Origin of the sequence: Flavobacterium sp. (genome assembly GCF_041392005.1) — a bacterium.
GTDB lineage: Bacteria > Bacteroidota > Bacteroidia > Flavobacteriales > Flavobacteriaceae > Flavobacterium.
Window position 1 is genome coordinate 22900 of sequence record NZ_JAWKMX010000012.1, and the last position, 18212, is coordinate 41111.

Annotated in this window: 11 protein-coding genes and 1 pseudogene; all 12 read left to right on the forward strand. The window is 34.9% G+C overall.

The features are described 5' to 3' along the window. Positions 1-143: 143 nt before the first annotated feature. The 12 genes and pseudogenes from R2808_RS07245 to R2808_RS07300 all read left to right on the forward strand — a co-directional run bounded on the left by R2808_RS07245 (position 144) and on the right by R2808_RS07300 (position 18179). Positions 144-1409, forward strand: coding sequence for a c-type cytochrome (locus tag R2808_RS07245; RefSeq protein ID WP_371270300.1), 1266 nt, complete (start codon positions 144-146; stop codon positions 1407-1409). Between the two features lie 33 nt (positions 1410-1442). Beyond that, positions 1443-4486: pseudogene (locus R2808_RS07250) on the forward strand (TAT-variant-translocated molybdopterin oxidoreductase). A 31-nt stretch (positions 4487-4517) separates the two neighbouring features. After that, positions 4518-5927, forward strand: a complete 1410-nt coding sequence (gene nrfD / locus R2808_RS07255; protein ID WP_371270301.1) for an NrfD/PsrC family molybdoenzyme membrane anchor subunit — start codon at positions 4518-4520, stop codon at positions 5925-5927. Positions 5928-5931: 4 nt separating this feature from the next. Next, on the forward strand, positions 5932-6459 hold the full coding sequence (locus tag R2808_RS07260) for a DUF3341 domain-containing protein (RefSeq protein WP_371270302.1): 528 nt from the start codon (positions 5932-5934) through the stop codon (positions 6457-6459). A gap of 8 nt (positions 6460-6467) precedes the next feature. Next, on the forward strand, positions 6468-7013 hold the full coding sequence (locus tag R2808_RS07265; protein WP_371270303.1) for a cytochrome c: 546 nt from the start codon (positions 6468-6470) through the stop codon (positions 7011-7013). A gap of 30 nt (positions 7014-7043) precedes the next feature. Further along, positions 7044-8357, forward strand: coding sequence for a quinol:cytochrome C oxidoreductase (locus tag R2808_RS07270; RefSeq protein WP_371270304.1), 1314 nt, complete (start codon positions 7044-7046; stop codon positions 8355-8357). Between the two features lie 18 nt (positions 8358-8375). Continuing rightward, positions 8376-9521: a cytochrome c oxidase subunit II gene (locus R2808_RS07275; RefSeq protein WP_371270305.1), complete on the forward strand. Its 1146-nt coding sequence runs from the start codon at positions 8376-8378 to the stop codon at positions 9519-9521. Between the two features lie 30 nt (positions 9522-9551). Then, complete coding sequence (locus R2808_RS07280) at positions 9552-11312, forward strand: cbb3-type cytochrome c oxidase subunit I (protein WP_371270306.1); 1761 nt, start codon at positions 9552-9554, stop codon at positions 11310-11312. 67 nt (positions 11313-11379) lie between these two features. Next, the gene (gene ruvB, locus R2808_RS07285; RefSeq protein WP_371270307.1) at positions 11380-12402 is read left to right on the forward strand and encodes a Holliday junction branch migration DNA helicase RuvB; all 1023 of its coding nucleotides are present in this window, start codon (positions 11380-11382) and stop codon (positions 12400-12402) included. A 7-nt stretch (positions 12403-12409) separates the two neighbouring features. Next, positions 12410-13345: a tRNA epoxyqueuosine(34) reductase QueG gene (gene queG / locus R2808_RS07290; RefSeq protein WP_371270308.1), complete on the forward strand. Its 936-nt coding sequence runs from the start codon at positions 12410-12412 to the stop codon at positions 13343-13345. Positions 13346-13390: 45 nt separating this feature from the next. Further along, a complete protein-coding gene (locus tag R2808_RS07295) occupies positions 13391-15817 on the forward strand; it encodes a T9SS type B sorting domain-containing protein (RefSeq protein ID WP_371270309.1) in 2427 nt (808 codons plus the stop codon). A 79-nt stretch (positions 15818-15896) separates the two neighbouring features. Continuing rightward, the gene (locus R2808_RS07300) at positions 15897-18179 is read left to right on the forward strand and encodes an NADP-dependent malic enzyme (RefSeq protein WP_371270311.1); all 2283 of its coding nucleotides are present in this window, start codon (positions 15897-15899) and stop codon (positions 18177-18179) included. Positions 18180-18212: the final 33 nt, after the last annotated feature.

Here is an 18212-nt window from a genome sequence, read left to right on the forward strand (position 1 = left end):
TAGTTTATTGTGTATATCTAAAATTATACCAAAAAAACATGTTAACCAAAATAAATAGGAAATGAGCCAAAAGTATTTTGTGTTTTTATCAAAAAAAATTGGCGAATTACATCTGACCATTAAAAAATAATAAAAAGTAACAGATGAAAAAGGTGGGTAACCATAAATCGTTTTTAAAGATTTTTTTCAGTTTAGCGCTTTCGCTATCTTTTTCTTTATCAATTTTAGCTCAAGATCCTGCAAAAGGAAAAGAAATTTTCAATGCAAATTGTGCTGCTTGTCATAAATTAGACGCTAAAGCGACTGGGCCAGCATTACGAGGTGTTGCAGATAAATACGATAAAGAATGGCTTCATAAGTGGATTAAGAATAGTCCGGAATTAATTAAGTCGGGCGATGCACTAGCTGTTAAAGTATTTGAGGAAAATAATAAAGTGCCAATGACGGCTTTTCCTCAGTTATCAGTTGAAGATATTGATAATATTTTAGCGTACACTTCAGAGCCAAAACCAGAACCACCCGTGGCTTCTGTTCCTGTTGGTGGGCAAGCTTCAAGTGCTGATGCTGGTGGAATTTCAAACACGGTAATTCTAGGAGCTTTAGCTTTAGTTTTGGCAATGTTAATTGTGATGTTGTTTGTAGTGAGCAATGTTTTAAATAAAATTGCTAGCTCTAACGGTATCGAAATTCCTAAAACAAAGAAAAAACCAATTTGGAAAGCGTTTATTGAAAATCAATTCCTTGTATTGGTTTCGGCTATTATCTTATTGTTAGTTTCTGCGTATTACATGTATGGGTATATGATGCAAATTGGTGTTGATCAAGGTTATGAACCAGTTCAGCCAATTCATTATTCGCATAAAATACACGCTGGCGATAATGGCATCGATTGTAAGTATTGTCACTCTTCTGCTCGTACAAGTAAAACATCTGGAATACCGTCATTAAACGTTTGTATGAACTGTCATAAAAACATTAGCGAAGTTGCTGAAACTACTGCAACTGCCGATCACTCTAAAGAATTTTATGATGGTGAAATTCAAAAATTATACAAAGCTGTGGGTTGGGATCCTGCAAAACAAGCTTATACGGGTAAAACAGAACCTGTAAAATGGGTTAGAATTCATAATCTTCCAGATTTCGTATATTTCAATCACGCGCAACACGTTACGGTTGCAGGTGTAGAATGTCAAAAGTGTCACGGTCCTGTTGAGGAGTATGAAATAATGAAACAATTTGCGCCACTTACAATGGGTTGGTGTATCGATTGCCATCGTGAAACAAATGTAAAAGTTGAAGATAACGAATACTATAAGAAAATTCACGAAGAACTTTCTAAAAAGTATGGTGTAGATAAATTAACTGCTGCACAAATGGGAGGTTTAGAATGTGGTAAATGCCACTATTAATAATTAATTAAGAAGCTAATATCAATATACAATATGGCATCAAACAAAAAATACTGGAAAAGTGTTGAGGAGCTAAATGAGAATAGTTCTATTGTTGAGACGCTAAAAAACAATGAGTTTGTTGAGCAAATTCCTGTTGACGAATTTTTAGGTAATAAAGAATCGTTAGCAAATTCTAACACAACTCGTCGTGACTTTTTAAAATATGTAGGATTCAGTACTGCAGCGGCTTCATTGGCTGCTTGTGAAGGTCCTGTTGTAAAATCAATCCCTTACGTAATGCAACCCGAACAAATTGTTCCGGGTGTGGCCGATTATTATGCTACAACCATAGCTGACGGTTTTGATTTTGCTAATATTTTAATTAAAACACGTGAAGGTCGTCCTATTAAAGTAGAAAACAATACATTAACAGGCGCTATTTCTGGCGCTAATGCTAGAGTTCACGCTTCAGTTTTGTCGTTATACGATAATATGCGTTTAAAGCAACCAAAAATCGCAGGTAACAATGCAACTTGGGCTGAAGTAAATGCTAAAGTTAAAGCTAGCTTACAAGACGCAACATCTAAAGGTGAAAGTGTAGTTGTGTTAACAGGAACAATGGCAAGTCCATCAACAGACGCGTTAATTGCGGAATTAAAAGCTAAATATCCAACAGTTAAGCATGTTGTTTATGATGCAGTTTCAGAAAGTAATGCGTTAGATGCTTTTGAAGCAGTTTATGGCGAGAGAGCTTTAGCAGGTTACGATTTTTCAAAAGCAGATGTTATTGTTTCTGTAGGTGCCGATATTGTAGGCGATTGGCAAGGTGGAGGATACGATGCAGGTTATGCAAAAGGACGCGTTCCTAAAAATGGAAAAATGTCGAAACATTTCCAGTTTGAGGCCAATATGTCTTTAGCAGGTGCAAATGCCGATAAACGAGTGCCAATGACAATTGCACAACAAAAGCAAGCACTTGCAGATTTATATAATGCAATTGTTGGTGGAACAACTCCTAAAAATGCTGAAGTTGCAAAAGCAGCAAAACAAGTAAGCGACGCTAAATCGAAAGGTGTTGTGGTTACTGGTTTAGACGATTTTGATGCACAATTAGTTGTTTTGGCTATTAATAATGTGTTGCAATCAGAGGCTTTTAATCCAGGCAATGCAAAATTAACAAGAAAAGGTAATACAAAAGAAGTGGCACAATTAGTTGCCGATATGCAAGCAGGAAAAGTACATACATTGTTAATGAATGGAGTTAATCCTGTTTATACATTAGCAGAAGGTAAAGCGTTTGCTAATGCTCTTAAAAAAGTTAAATTATCGGTTTCTTTCTCATTAAAAGAAGATGAAACAGCTAGTGTAACTAATATAGCTGCACCAGTTTCTCATTATTTGGAATCTTGGGGTGATGTTACAATATCTAAAGGAAATTATAGTTTGGTTCAGCCAACAATTCGTCCTTTATTCGATAGTAAACAATTTCAAGAAGCTTTATTAGCTTGGACAGATAATACAACGCCATATTACGATTACCTTAAAGTTTTTTCGGCATCTAAATTAAATGGTAAAACTTGGAATCAAACGGTTCACGATGGTTTTGCTACAACAGAAACGTCTTCAATGACTGCAAATGCTATTGACGCTTCGTCTTCTGTTTCAAAATTAGCTGCTGCAAAATCAAACGGAATGGAGTTAGTGTTGTACACTAAAACAGGAATGGGAGATGGACAACAAGCTAATAACCCTGGTTACAAGAATTTCCAGATCCAATTACAAGAGTTTCTTGGGATAATTATGCTACAGTTTCTAGAATTGATGCAGAAAAATTAGGTTTAAAAAACTGGAACGTAGCAAATGGCGGTATGAACGGTCATTATGTAACCTTAAAAGTAGGTAATGCTATTGTAAAAAATATGCCCGTAGTTGTACAGCCAGGTCAAGCGCCAGGAACTGTAGGTTTGGCTTTTGGATATGGTAAAAAAGCAGCATTAAAAGAAGAAATGCAAGTAGGTGTTAATGCTTATGAGTTGTATGCTAATGGTGTTGCAAACCAAGTTGTTACAGTTGCTAAGGAATCGGGAGAGCACGAATTTGCTTGTGTTCAATTGCAAAAAACTTTAATGGGTAGAGGCGATATTGTTAAAGAAACTACCCTTGAAATATTTAATAGTAAAGATGCCGCAGTATGGAATCCAGTTCCAATGGTGTCATTAGATCATAAAGAAGTTCCCGCAACTTCGGTTGATTTATGGGAATCTTTTGATAGAAGCGTAGCGCATCACTTTAATTTATCTATCGATTTAAATGCTTGTACAGGTTGTGGGGCGTGTGTTATTGCATGTCATGCCGAAAATAATGTGCCAGTTGTAGGTAAATCGGAAGTTCGTAGAAGTCGTGATATGCACTGGTTACGTATTGATAGATACTATTCTTCGCAAGATACTTTTGAGCAAGATAATGAGAAGAAAGATGGATTTAGTGGATTGTTTGGAGAAAAAGGCTCTTTAGGAGGTTTTGGAGAAATGGAGCACCCTGCCGATAATCCGCAAGTAGCTTTCCAACCTGTAATGTGTCAGCACTGTAATCACGCACCTTGCGAAACAGTTTGTCCAGTTGCGGCAACATCGCATGGTAGAGAAGGTCAAAATCATATGGCTTACAACCGTTGCGTAGGTACTCGTTATTGTGCAAACAACTGTCCGTACAAAGTGCGTCGTTTTAACTGGTTCTTATACAATGGAAATGATGAGTTCGATTATCATATGAATAACGATTTAGGACGTATGGTATTAAACCCTGATGTAAATGTGCGTTCGCGTGGGGTAATGGAAAAATGCTCTATGTGTATCCAAATGACGCAAGCAACCAAATTAAAAGCAAAACGCGAAGGAAGAACGGTTCGACCAGACGAATTCCAAACAGCCTGTTCTGCAGCTTGTTCAAGCGGAGCTATGGTGTTTGGAGATATCAATGATAAAGAAAGTGAAGTTGCTAAATTAGTAGAAGATGATAGAATGTATCATTTGCTAGAGCATGTAGGTACAAAACCAAATGTTATCTATCATGTTAAAGTTAGAAACGAAAAATAAATATTAATTAACAGAAACAATATAAAGGATTATGTCGTCTCATTACGAAGCACCCATTAGAAAACCTTTAGTAGTAGGAAATAAATCGTATCACGATGTTACTGTTGATGTAGCGCGTCCGGTAGAAGGTAGAGCTAACAAACAGTGGTGGATAGCTTTTTCAATAGCTTTAGTCGCTTTCCTATATGGCTTAGGATGTATGATTTATACCATTTCAACAGGTATTGGAACTTGGGGTTTAAATAAAACAGTAGGTTGGGCTTGGGATATTACCAACTTTGTATGGTGGGTAGGTATCGGTCATGCGGGTACACTTATCTCTGCCGTATTACTATTATTCCGTCAAAAATGGAGAATGGCTATTAACCGTTCTGCAGAAGCTATGACTATTTTTTCGGTAGTGCAAGCGGGTTTATTCCCTATTATTCACATGGGACGTCCATGGTTAGGTTATTGGGTATTACCAATTCCAAATCAATTTGGCTCGTTATGGGTTAACTTTAACTCGCCGCTACTTTGGGACGTATTTGCAATTTCTACCTATTTATCGGTTTCATTAGTTTTCTGGTGGACTGGTTTATTGCCCGATTTTGCAATGCTTCGCGATAGAGCTATAACACCTTTTACAAAAAGAGTATATTCAATATTATCATTTGGTTGGAGTGGTCGTGCTAAAGACTGGCAACGTTTTGAAGAAGTATCATTGGTATTAGCAGGTTTAGCTACACCACTTGTGCTTTCGGTACACACTATTGTATCGTTCGACTTTGCTACTTCGGTTATACCAGGTTGGCATACCACAATTTTCCCGCCATACTTTGTAGCAGGTGCAATTTTCTCTGGATTTGCAATGGTAAATACCTTGTTAATTATTATGAGAAAAGTATGTAATTTAGAAGATTATATTACCGTACAACATATCGAGCTAATGAATATTGTAATTATGATTACAGGTTCAATAGTAGGTTGTGCTTATATAACAGAATTATTTGTTGCTTGGTATTCGGGAGTAGAATATGAACAATATGCGTTCTTAAATAGAGCAACAGGACCATACGCTTGGGCTTACTGGGCTATGATGACTTGTAATGTATTTTCGCCTCAATTTATGTGGTCTAAACGATTAAGAACTAGCATCACGTTCTCATTTGTTATTTCTATTGTGGTAAATATAGGAATGTGGTTCGAACGTTTTGTTATTATCGTTACTTCATTACATAGAGATTATCTACCATCGTCTTGGACAATGTTTCAACCAACGTTTGTAGATATAGGAATATATATTGGTACAATAGGTTTCTTCTTTGTATTGTTTTTATTATACTCTAGAAGTTTCCCTGTAATTGCACAAGCCGAAGTAAAAACAATTTTAAAATCGTCTGGCGATAATTACAAAAAAGAAAGAGATGAAAAAGGACATAATCATATAGATAATCATTAATATTATGAGTCATAAAGTTATACATGCCCTATATAATGATGATGATGTTTTAATGGATGCTGTTAAACAAACAAGAGCAGCACATCATCATATTGAAGAAGTTTATACACCTTTTCCGGTTCATGGATTGGATAAGGCAATGGGTTTAGCACCAACTCGAATTGCAATTGCTGCATTTATCTATGGTTTAATAGGATTATCAGTTTATACTGCCTTGATGAATTATATTATGATAAACGATTGGCCTCAAGACATAGGTGGTAAACCAAGTTTTGCCTTTTATCAAAACCTACCAGCGTTTGTACCTATTATGTTTGAAGGAACCGTGTTTTTTGCTGCGCACTTAATGGTAATTACTTTTTATATGAGAAGTAAATTATGGCCGTTTAAACAAGCAGAAAACCCAGATGTACGTACTACAGACGATCATTTTTTAATGGAAGTTGGCGTTTACGATGGTAATGCAGAAGAAATGGTGTCGTTTTTTCAAGGTACAGGAGCAGTAGAAGTTAAAGTAATAGAAAAGCACTAATAGTAAATATGAAAAACTTATATAAAATAGTAGCAGTTATAGGTTTATCGGTTATGGCAACTTCTTGTTTTGATAAATCGAGCCCTAACTATCAGTTTTTTCCTAATATGTACGAAGCGGTTCCTTACGAAACCTATTCTGAACATAAAGTTTTTAAAGGAGATGTTGAAGCACAGTTACCGCCAGCTGGAACAGTAAAAAGAGGCTTTGTTCCTTTCGATATTCCAAATACAACAGATGGATACAATTTGGCAAAAACAACTTTAAAATCACCATTAGATTCATTATCTCAAAATACCGAAAAAGCAAAAGAACTTTATACAATTTATTGTGCTATTTGCCACGGCGATAAAGGAGATGGTAAAGGAAATTTAGTAAAAAGAGAAAAATTCTTAGGCGTTCCTAACTATAAAGATAGAGATATAACAGCAGGTAGTATTTACTTCGTAGAAACTTATGGTTTAAACGCAATGGGTTCTCATGCAAACCAACTTTCGCAAGAAGAAAGATGGCAAATTGCAGACTACGTTTTAAAACTGCGATCAGAATTATAATTGTAAAACACTTTTTTGAAAATAATAGATATGTACACATTTTCAAGTAAATTAAAAACTTTTTCCATCGTTTTAATGATTATAGGAGCATTAGGAATTGGGGTTGGCTTTTTTACAGCTCCCAAGACTATTGAAGATGTTGAAACGATTCTTAAAGCTAACGACCACGGTCATCATGGTGCAGAAGCTCATACAGCCGATGCAAATCATCACGATGCTCATAGCGATGCAGAACACAAAGCACATTTAGAGCACGTTTTGCACCAATTGCAAAATAAACCTTGGGCAGCTTTTTATGTTGCTTGTATTTTCTTTATGCTAATTAGCGTTGGTGTATTGGCTTTTTATGCTATTCAATTTGCTTCTCAAGCAGGTTGGTCGCCACTATTATTTAGAGTAATGGAAGGTATTACCGCTTATTTATTGCCAGGTTCTATTATTTTCTTTGTTGTTTTAGTATTATCAGGAATGCACTTTAATCACTTATTTGTGTGGATGGATGCCGATGTAGTAAAACACGATCATTTAATACAACGAAAAGAAGGCTGGTTAAATGTTGCAGGATTTTTAATTCGTGCCGTAATCTTTTTGGGCGGATGGAATTTTTATCGTTACATTTCTAGAAAACTTTCATTAGCTCAAGACGACGCTTCCGATAATTCAAACTTTAAAAAAGCGTTTAAATGGTCAGCAGCCTTTTTAGTATTTTTTATTGTATCAGAATCAATGATGTCTTGGGATTGGATTATGTCTGTAGATCCACATTGGTACAGCACTTTATTTGGTTGGTACGTATTTGCAAGTTTCTTTGTAAGTGGTATAACCGTAATTGCGTTAATAACGTTATACTTAAAATCGAAAGGATATTTGCCAGAAGTCAATAAAAGCCATATCCAAGATTTAGGAAAATTTATGTTTGCGTTTAGTATTTTTTGGACGTATTTATGGTTTTCTCAATTTATGTTAATTTGGTACTCAAACATTCCAGAAGAAGTTACTTACTTTGTTACAAGAATAGAAAATTATAATTTACCATTTTTCGGAATGCTTGTTATGAATTTTGTTTTCCCATTGTTAATTTTAATGAATGCCGATTTCAAAAAACTAACTTGGATAATTGTAATGGCAGGTGTTGTAATATTATTAGGACATTATATCGATTTTTACAATATGATTATGCCAGCAACAGTTGGTAACCAATGGTCTATAGGTATTCCAGAAATAAGCGCATTAGTATTCTTTTTAGGATTGTTTATATTTATTGTGTTTTCAGCTTTAACTAAAGCACCATTAATTGCTAAAAGAAATCCTTTAATTAAAGAAAGCGAATATTTTCATTATTAATATTTAAAGAATAAATAAATGACAAGTTTATTGATATTTTTAGTTGTAGTTTTAATAGGAATTGCTATTTGGCAATTAACTAAAATCTTTGACTTAACCCAAATAGGCGTTGCTACTGATGATAATGCTGGAGTTGCAAACGATAACGATAATAAAGTTAACGGCTATTTAATGTTTGCCTTTTTAGGTTTCCTATACATTTTTATGATTTATGGTTTGTTTAAATGGACACCATTAGTATTAGGAACACCAGCTTCAGAACACGGTAAAGATTACGATAATTTAATGACTATTTCTATGGTTATTATCTTTATTGTTCAATTTTTAACACAATTCTTACTACACTATTTTGCTTTTAAATACAAAGGTAAAGAAGGTGGAAAAGCACTTTATTATTCCGACAATACTAAATTAGAAATGATTTGGACAGGTATTCCTGTAATAGTATTAGCAGGTTTAATTCTTTACGGTTTATATACTTGGAACAATATTATGTATTTTGATGAAGATGAAGATGTAATTTTTGTTGAAGTATATGCAAAACAATTCTCTTGGGAAGCACGTTATGCAGGTAAAGACAACACTTTAGGTAAAGCAAATGTTCGCTTTATAGAAGGTATAAATACAATGGGTGTAGATTTATCTGACCCAGCGGCTCAAGACGATAAAGTAGTAAACGAATTGCATTTGCCAAAAGGTAAAAAAGTAGTTTTTAAATTTCGTTCACAAGATATATTGCACTCGGCATATATGCCTCACTTTAGAGCACAAATGAACTGTGTACCTGGTATGGTTACCGAATTTAATTTTGTACCAACCATGACAACCGAAGAAATGCGTAACGACGACGCAATGCGAAAACGAGTAGCAGGAATTAATGAAATTAGAGCTAAAAAAAGCAAAGAACTTGTAGCTAAAGGCGAAGAAGCATTAACACCTTATGAGTTTGATTATTTATTACTTTGTAATAAAATTTGTGGTGCTTCACACTATAATATGCAAATGAAAATTGTAGTAGAAGAGCAAGCTAGCTTCGATAGTTGGTTAGCCGAGCAACAAACCTTATCTGCAAAATGGGCAGAAGCAAACAAACCAGAACCTAAAACAGAGACTAAAGAAATAACAATAGATTCAACTAAGGTTTTAGCACAAGTAGTAGAATAATTTTAAGATACTAAATAAGAAATACAGATTATGTCAGCACATCATCATAAAGAAACTTTTATTACTAAGTATATCTTCAGTACAGATCATAAAATGATCGCCAAGCAGTACTTAATTTCAGGTATGATTATGGGTATTATTGGGGTAACCATGTCTATACTCTTTCGTATGCAAATTGCTTGGCCAGAAGAGTCTTTTGGAATTTTTAAACTACTATTAGGAGAAAATTTTGCACCAGGAGGCGTAATGCGTAACGATATTTACCTTGCTTTGGTAACCATACACGGAACTATAATGGTATTTTTCGTACTTACAGCAGGTTTAAGTGGTACATTTAGTAACTTATTAATTCCGTTGCAAATTGGAGCAAGAGATATGGCATCAGGTTTTCTAAACATGTTGTCTTACTGGATGTTCTTCACTTCTTGTGTTATTATGTTGTCTTCTTTATTCATAGAATCAGGACCAGCATCTGCCGGATGGACAATATATCCACCATTAAGTGCATTACCACAAGCTATACCAGGTTCGGGATTAGGAATGACATTATGGTTGGTTTCAATGGCTATATTTATTGCTTCTTCATTAATGGGATCGTTAAATTATATTGTTACCGTTATCAATTTGCGTACGAAAGGAATGTCAATGACGCGTTTACCATTAACCGTATGGACGTTTTTTGTAACAGCAATTATTGGTGTGGTATCATTCCCTGTTTTATTATCAGCAGCTTTATTACTAATATTCGATAGAAGTTTTGGTACATCATTTTATTTGTCTGATATTTTTATTTCAGGAGAAGTATTACACTACCAAGGGGGTTCCCCTATTTTATTTGAACATTTATTCTGGTTCTTAGGACACCCAGAAGTATATATCGTTATTCTTCCTGCAATGGGTATTGTATCAGAAGTAATGGCAACAAACTCAAGAAAACCTATATTTGGTTATCGTGCTATGATTACGTCTGTTTTGGCTATTGCCTTTTTATCATGTATTGTTTGGGCACACCATATGTTCGTATCAGGCATGAATCCATTTTTAGGTTCAATATTCACTTTTACAACATTATTAATTGCAATTCCTTCTGCCGTAAAAGCATTTAACTGGATTACAACCTTATGGAAGGGTAATCTTCAAATGAATCCAGCCATGTTATTCTCTATAGGAATGGTATCTACCTTTATTTCTGGAGGTTTAACGGGTATAATTTTAGGAGATTCAACATTAGATATTAATGTACACGATACGTATTTTGTAGTGGCTCACTTCCACTTGGTAATGGGTATTTCTGCTTTATACGGATTCTTTGCAGGGGTTTATCATTGGTTCCCTAAAATGTTTGGTAGAATGTTAAATAAAAACTTAGGTTATGTACATTTTTGGGTAACTGTAATTTGTGCGTATGGCGTTTTCTATCCAATGCACTTTATAGGAATGGCTGGTTTACCAAGACGTTATTATACAAACTCGGCATTTCCTTTATTCGATGAACTTGCCGATGTAAATGTATTAATTACTGTTTTTGCAATTGTAGGGGCAATTTTCCAAATTGTTTTCTTTTGGAATTTCTTCTATAGTATGTTTTATGGTAAAAAAGCACCTCAAAACCCTTGGAAATCTACCACACTCGAATGGACAACACCAGTTGAGCATATTCACGGTAACTGGCCAGGCGAACTTCCAGAAGTACACCGTTGGGCTTACGATTACAACAAACCAGGTCATGATGTAGATTTTGTGCCGCAAACGGTACCTATGAAAGAAGGCGAAAAAGAATTACACCATTAAAATATTTATTTTAATACAATACAAAACCTTTCCTTTTCGGAAAGGTTTTTTGCTTTATATTTGTAGTATGAACGAAAATTTAGATCCTAATAAAGAAAATTATTCTTCTCAAGAACTCGATATCGAAAGAGCTCTGCGTCCGTTGTCGTTCGATGATTTTGCAGGACAAGAGCAAGTGTTAGAAAACTTAAAAGTTTTTGTTCAAGCAGCTAATTTGCGAAGCGAAGCGCTAGACCATACACTCTTTCACGGCCCTCCAGGTTTAGGAAAAACAACCTTGGCAAATATATTAGCGAATGAATTGGGTGTGGGTATTAAAATTACTTCGGGACCAGTACTCGATAAACCAGGCGATTTAGCAGGTTTGTTAACCAATTTAGAAGAACGCGATATCTTATTTATTGATGAAATTCATCGTTTAAGCCCTGTAGTTGAAGAATATTTATATTCGGCAATGGAAGATTTTAAAATTGATATCATGATAGAGTCTGGGCCAAATGCTCGTACTGTTCAAATTAATTTAAACCCTTTTACACTAGTAGGTGCAACTACTCGTTCAGGTTTGTTAACAGCACCAATGCGTGCTCGTTTTGGTATTCAAAGTCGCTTACAATATTACCATACCGAATTGTTAACCACCATTGTAGAACGTAGTGCTTCTATTTTGCGAGTGCCTATAAATTTAGAAGCTGCTATAGAAATTGCAGGTCGTAGTAGAGGAACACCACGTATTGCGAATGCACTTTTACGACGCGTACGCGATTTTGCGCAAATTAAAGGAAATGGAAGAATTGACATTGAAATAGCAAAATTTGCATTAAAAGCCTTGCACGTAGATGCGCACGGTCTTGATGAAATGGACAATAAAATTTTAACAACTATAATTGATAAGTTTAAAGGCGGACCTGTTGGTTTAACCACTTTAGCAACAGCAGTTTCAGAAAGTGGCGAAACTATAGAAGAAGTATATGAACCCTTTCTTATTCAAGAAGGTTTTATTATTCGTACACCACGAGGAAGAGAAGTTACCGAAAAAGCGTATAAACATTTAGGGAGAATTCGAGGTCATAATCAAGGAGAATTATTTTAAATTCTAAATGCTGAATTCAAAAGAATCCTATACAAAATTAATAAAATCCGAAGCAAAACGCCTCGGTTTTTTATCGTGCGGAGTTTCCAAAGCCGATTTTCTTGAAACTGAAGCTCCTCGGTTAGAAAAATGGTTAAAACAAGGTTTCAACGGGCAAATGCAGTATATGGAAAACCATTTTGATAAACGCCTTGATCCAAGATTACTCGTTAACGGCGCAAAAAGTGTTGTTTCATTGTTATTGAATTATTATCCTGAAAAATTGCAAAACGAATCATCTTATAAAATTTCAAAATATGCCTATGGCGAAGATTATCACTTTGTAATAAAAGATAAGTTAAAATCGTTATTACAATTTATACAAGATGAAATTGGCGAAGTAAACGGACGCGTTTTTGTAGATTCGGCTCCGGTTTTAGATAAAGCTTGGGCAGCAAAATCGGGTTTAGGTTGGATTGGTAAAAATGCAAATTTAATCACGCAAAAAGTAGGTTCTTTTTATTTTATTGCCGAATTAATTATAGATTTAGAATTAGAGTACGATGCACCTACTACAGACCATTGCGGTTCGTGTACTGCTTGTATTGATGCTTGCCCCACAGAGGCCATTGTGCAGCCTTATGTAGTAGATGGTAATAAATGTATTTCGTACCTTACGATAGAGCTTAAAGAGAATATTCCAAATGAGTTTAAAAACAAAATGGACGATTGGATGTTTGGGTGCGATGTGTGCCAAGACGTATGCCCGTGGAACCGATTTGCGAAGCCTCATAACGAACCTGCATTTGCTCCTAATAATGAAATACTAACATTCTCTAAAAAAGATTGGGAAGAAATTACGGCTGAAACATTTGCTAAAGTTTTTAAAAAATCAGCAGTAAAACGCACAAAATTATCTGGATTACAGCGAAATATTGAATTTATTACATTAAAAAAGAGTTAACATTATAAATATATTTTCAGTTTTAACTGATATTTTAACTTAATTATGAAAAATATTCAACTATTACTTTTTTTATTAAGTACTATTGGTTTTTCTCAAAACCTACCAAACGATTGCGTAAACTATATTCAAGCCTGCGGCGATCAAGCGGTAAGTTATAATGTTAGTGGTAGTGGCGTGCAAGAAATAATTCCAATGTCGTGCTCAAGCCAAGAAAATAATTCTTTGTGGTTGCGAGTTACCATCGATCAAGGAGGAACACTTGGCTTTACGCTTATTCCCCAAAGCACAAGTATTGCAGAAGATTATGATTTTTGGGTATTTGGTCCTGTTAGCGATTGTTCAAGTTTAGGTACACCCATTCGTTGTTCTACAACAAATCCTCAAGCGGCAGGGCAAGTTAATAACCACACAGGACTAAACAGTACTTCTACAGATACACAAGAAGGGCCTGGTGCAGATGGCGATAGTTTTGTACGTGAATTATTAGTAGCATCGGGACAAAGTTATTTTATTGTAATTGATAGACCTATTGGAAATTCAGCTTTCGATTTAACATGGTCGGGTACAGCAACTATTTTAAATCCATTTCAAAATATTACTTTTAACGATTTTCCCGAAGTAACGCTGTGCGATGAAGGTAATGATAATGTAGAATTTTTCGATTTTGATTCATTAACTAACAATTATATAAACGGAAATAGTAATTTTTCGGTGGCTTATTTTAGTTCAGAAGAAGATGCTACGTTTAACAACAATCCCTTACTTGGAAACACGCTTATAACGTCAGGAACCTATTATGCTCGGGTTGGTTTTAACACATCGGGCTGTTTTGAGGTTAAAGAAATTTCGGTTGTATTTCAAAATATTAGCGCACAAGATTACGAAACTTCAGTATGCGAAGAAATTAATCAAAACTACGCAATAGTCGATTTGTCTGCATACGAGTCGTTTGTATATACAGGAAATTTAGCAGTTACGTATTCATATTATACAACTCTAAGCGATGCAGAAAATATGCAAGCTCCAGTTACTAATTGGCAAAATTTACAGTTACCAGTAGGTATTCATACGTTTTATACAAGAGTAGAAAAATCATCAGATTGTTTTGATGTGGCAGAATTAAAAGTAGAAGTTTTACAAAAACCAATCATTAATTTAAATGTACAGTTAAAACAATGCGATGACAATACCGACGGATTTAGCGCTTTTAATTTATTTGAAGCCAATGTAAATATTATAGCAAACCCAGAAGATTTTACTTTTGTATATTTTTACACTGTAACAGATGCAGAAGCTAACACAAACCCAATACCAAATGCTACAAACTTTGTAAACCAAACAGTTGCTACGCAAACCATATTTTTTAGAGTAACTAACAATAATAGTGGCTGTGCTCAAGTAGGCGAGCTTCAATTACTAGTGGGTACAAGCCAAATTCCAAGTTCGTTTCAACCATTACAATTTTATAGTTGCGATGTAAGTTATGGAACAGAAAACGACCAAATTGGAATTTTCGATTTTAGTTCGGCAACATCTGTTTTTACCAATTATTTTACTACGCAAACTGTTTCGGTAACCTATTATGAAACCCTAGCAGATGCGTTGCAAGAAATAAATGTTATTGTAACACCAGACAACTATATTAATACAACAAACAACCAGGAAATAATAGTACGTATAGATAGCGATATTAATAACGATTGCATAGGTTTAGGAAATTATATTCAATTAAATGTAATGCCAATACCCGTAAAAACCACTTCCGATTCGGTGTTTTTTTGCGTAAATAATGCAAGTTCGGTTCAACTAAATGCAGGCTTGTTAAACGGATTTTCTGCAAGTAATTATACCTACCAATGGTATTTTAATAATGTACCCGTTTCAAATGCAAATCAATATACAATTTCGGTTAATGAAATAGGAAACTACGAAGTAGAAATTACCGATAGTAATAACTGTGTATATTACCACCAAGTAACAGTAACAGGCTCTGAAACAGCTCAAATAGAAACGGTTCAAATATTCGATGTAACAGATGTTAATCAAATTACAATTATAGCAAACGGAATAGGCGATTATGAATATAGCATAGATGCTGTAAATTACCAAGACAGTCCTACTTTTGTCAATGTCCCTTATGGAACTGTTACCGTATATGTAAAAGATAAAAACGGATGTGGCGTAACTTTACAAGATATTGTTGTTTTAGGTTTTCCACAGTTTTTTACACCAAATGGCGATGGTATAAACGACTATTGGAATGTAGTAGGAATAAACAAACGATACAGTACACCTTCAATTATTTCAGTTTTTGACCGCTACGGTAAATTAATAAGTCAATTTACTTCTACAAGTGCTGGTTGGAACGGTACGTATAACGGTAAAAAATTACCCGCTACAGATTATTGGTGTGTAGTTGAACTTCCAGATGGAAAAACATATAAAGGTCATTTCGCTTTAATACGATAATAATTATACAAAAGTAGATTTTAAATTTTTTTCTTCACTTGCTTCTGTTAACTTTGTAAGTTCATATAAAACTAATTATATGCACAAAGACACAAAAAGAAGAGAAGCATTACTATACCATGCCAAGCCTACACCAGGTAAAATACAAGTAGTACCTACAAAAAAATATGCTACACAACGCGATTTGTCGTTAGCCTATTCGCCAGGTGTTGCCGAACCGTGTTTAGAAATAGCCAAAGACGTAAATAACGTTTATAAATATACCGCAAAAGGCAATTTGGTTGCCGTAATTTCAAACGGAACAGCTGTGTTAGGGCTAGGCGATATTGGAGCCGAAGCCTCAAAACCCGTTATGGAAGGTAAAGGTTTGTTGTTCAAAATTTTTGCCGATATTGATGTTTTCGATATCGAAGTAGGAACCAAAAACATAGAAGAATTTATTACAACGGTAAAAAATATAGCACCTACTTTTGGCGGGATTAATTTAGAAGACATTAAAGCTCCCGAATCGTTCGAAATTGAAAAACGATTGGTCGAAGAATTAAATATTCCTGTAATGCACGACGACCAACACGGAACCGCAATTATTTCGTCTGCGGCATTGTTAAATGCGTTAGAGCTTGCCGATAAAAAAATAAACCAAATTAAAATGGTGGTTTCTGGAGCTGGTTCAGCGGCATTAGCTTGTACTAACTTATATGTTTCGTTAGGGGTAAAAATTGAAAATATTTTTATGTTCGATAAAGAAGGCTTGCTTACAAATGAGAGAACAGATTTATCGGAACTACAAAAAAAATATGCCAAAACAGCTACTTTAACATCGCTACAAGATCATATTAAAAATGCCGATATTTTTATAGGTTTGTCAGCAGGCAATGTTTTGTCGCCTGAAATGTTACTAACTATGAATGCTAATCCAATTGTTTTTGCTTTAGCAAACCCAGTTCCCGAAATAGATTATCCTACCGCAATAGCTACACGAAACGATATTATTATGGCCACGGGAAGATCCGATTATCCTAATCAGGTAAACAATGTTTTAGGATTTCCCTATATTTTTAGAGGAGCTTTAGATGTGCGTGCTACCAAAATTAACGAAGAAATGAAAATGGCAGCGGTAATGGCACTTGCAGAATTAGCCAAAACACCTGTTCCCGAACAAGTAAATATAGCTTATGGCGAAACCAAATTAACTTTTGGACGCGATTATATTATTCCTAAACCATTCGATCCTAGATTAATTGGCGTAGTGGCTCCAGCAGTAGCAAAGGCTGCTATACAATCGGGCGTGGCTCAAATAGAAATTACCGATTGGGAAAAATACGAAATCGATTTGCTGGAACGTTTAGGGTCTGATAGTAAATTGATTCGACTATTATACAACAGAGCCAAAACAAACCCAAAACGAATAGTTTTTGCCGAAGCCGATCATTTAGATGTGCTAAAAGCAGCTCAAATAGTTTTCGAAGAAGGAATAGGGAAACCTATTTTGTTAGGTAATAAAGAAATAATTCAAGAGCTAAAAACAGAAATCGGTTTCGAGGCAGATGTACCTATTTTAGACCCAAAAACAGCAGAAGAAACAGAAAGAAGAAAACGATTTGGTAATACTTTCTGGAAAGCCAGACAACGAAGAGGAATAACGCAATTAGACGCAGAAAAATGGATGCGAGAACGCAATTATTTTGGTTTAATGATGGTTAACGAAGGCGAAGCAGATGCTATGGTTACAGGTTATTCTAGAAGTTACCCAACGTCTGTGAAACCCGTAATGGAACTTATTGATAAACAACCAGGTGTTTCGCGTATAGCCACCACAAATATGATGCTTACTAGTCGTGGTCCTTTGTTTTTGTCAGATACAGCTATAAACCCAAATCCTACAGCTGATGATTTGGCAAGAATTGCATTAATGACAGCCAAAACGGTGCGAATGTTTGGTATAGAACCCGTAATTGCTGTTATGTCGTTTTCAAATTTTGGTTCTTCTTCAAACGAAAGTGCTAAAAAAATTAGAGAGGCAGTGGCATTTTTACACGAAAATTATCCCGATTTAATTATTGATGGCGAAGTACAAACCGACTTTGCTTTAAATTCGGAATTGTTAAAAAGTAAATTTCCTTTTTCAAAACTAGTAAATCAAAAAGTAAATACGCTAATCTTTCCTAATTTAGACGCTGCAAATATTACTTACAAAATGTTGAAAGAATTAAACAAATCGGAATCAATAGGGCCAATTATGCTTGGTTTAGATAAACCGGTTCATATTTTTCAATTAGGCGCAAGCGTAGAAGAAATGGTTAATATGGCAGCTGTAGCTGTTGTTGATGCGCAAGAAAAAGAAAGAAGAAGTAAAAAATAATATTTTTTTGAAGTAATTTTCTTATTTTTAGCC

What these genes read in the sequence shown, in the direction of transcription:
- R2808_RS07245 (WP_371270300.1), top strand. Translation starts at nt 144, where the DNA reads ATGAAAAAGGTGGGTAACCATAAATCGTTTTTAAAGATTTTTTTCAGT.
- nrfD (WP_371270301.1), top strand. Translation starts at nt 4,518, where the DNA reads ATGTCGTCTCATTACGAAGCACCCATTAGAAAACCTTTAGTAGTAGGA.
- R2808_RS07260 (WP_371270302.1), top strand. Translation starts at nt 5,932, where the DNA reads ATGAGTCATAAAGTTATACATGCCCTATATAATGATGATGATGTTTTA.
- R2808_RS07265 (WP_371270303.1), top strand. Translation starts at nt 6,468, where the DNA reads ATGAAAAACTTATATAAAATAGTAGCAGTTATAGGTTTATCGGTTATG.
- R2808_RS07270 (WP_371270304.1), top strand. Translation starts at nt 7,044, where the DNA reads ATGTACACATTTTCAAGTAAATTAAAAACTTTTTCCATCGTTTTAATG.
- R2808_RS07275 (WP_371270305.1), top strand. Translation starts at nt 8,376, where the DNA reads ATGACAAGTTTATTGATATTTTTAGTTGTAGTTTTAATAGGAATTGCT.
- R2808_RS07280 (WP_371270306.1), top strand. Translation starts at nt 9,552, where the DNA reads ATGTCAGCACATCATCATAAAGAAACTTTTATTACTAAGTATATCTTC.
- ruvB (WP_371270307.1), top strand. Translation starts at nt 11,380, where the DNA reads ATGAACGAAAATTTAGATCCTAATAAAGAAAATTATTCTTCTCAAGAA.
- queG (WP_371270308.1), top strand. Translation starts at nt 12,410, where the DNA reads ATGCTGAATTCAAAAGAATCCTATACAAAATTAATAAAATCCGAAGCA.
- R2808_RS07295 (WP_371270309.1), top strand. Translation starts at nt 13,391, where the DNA reads ATGAAAAATATTCAACTATTACTTTTTTTATTAAGTACTATTGGTTTT.
- R2808_RS07300 (WP_371270311.1), top strand. Translation starts at nt 15,897, where the DNA reads ATGCACAAAGACACAAAAAGAAGAGAAGCATTACTATACCATGCCAAG.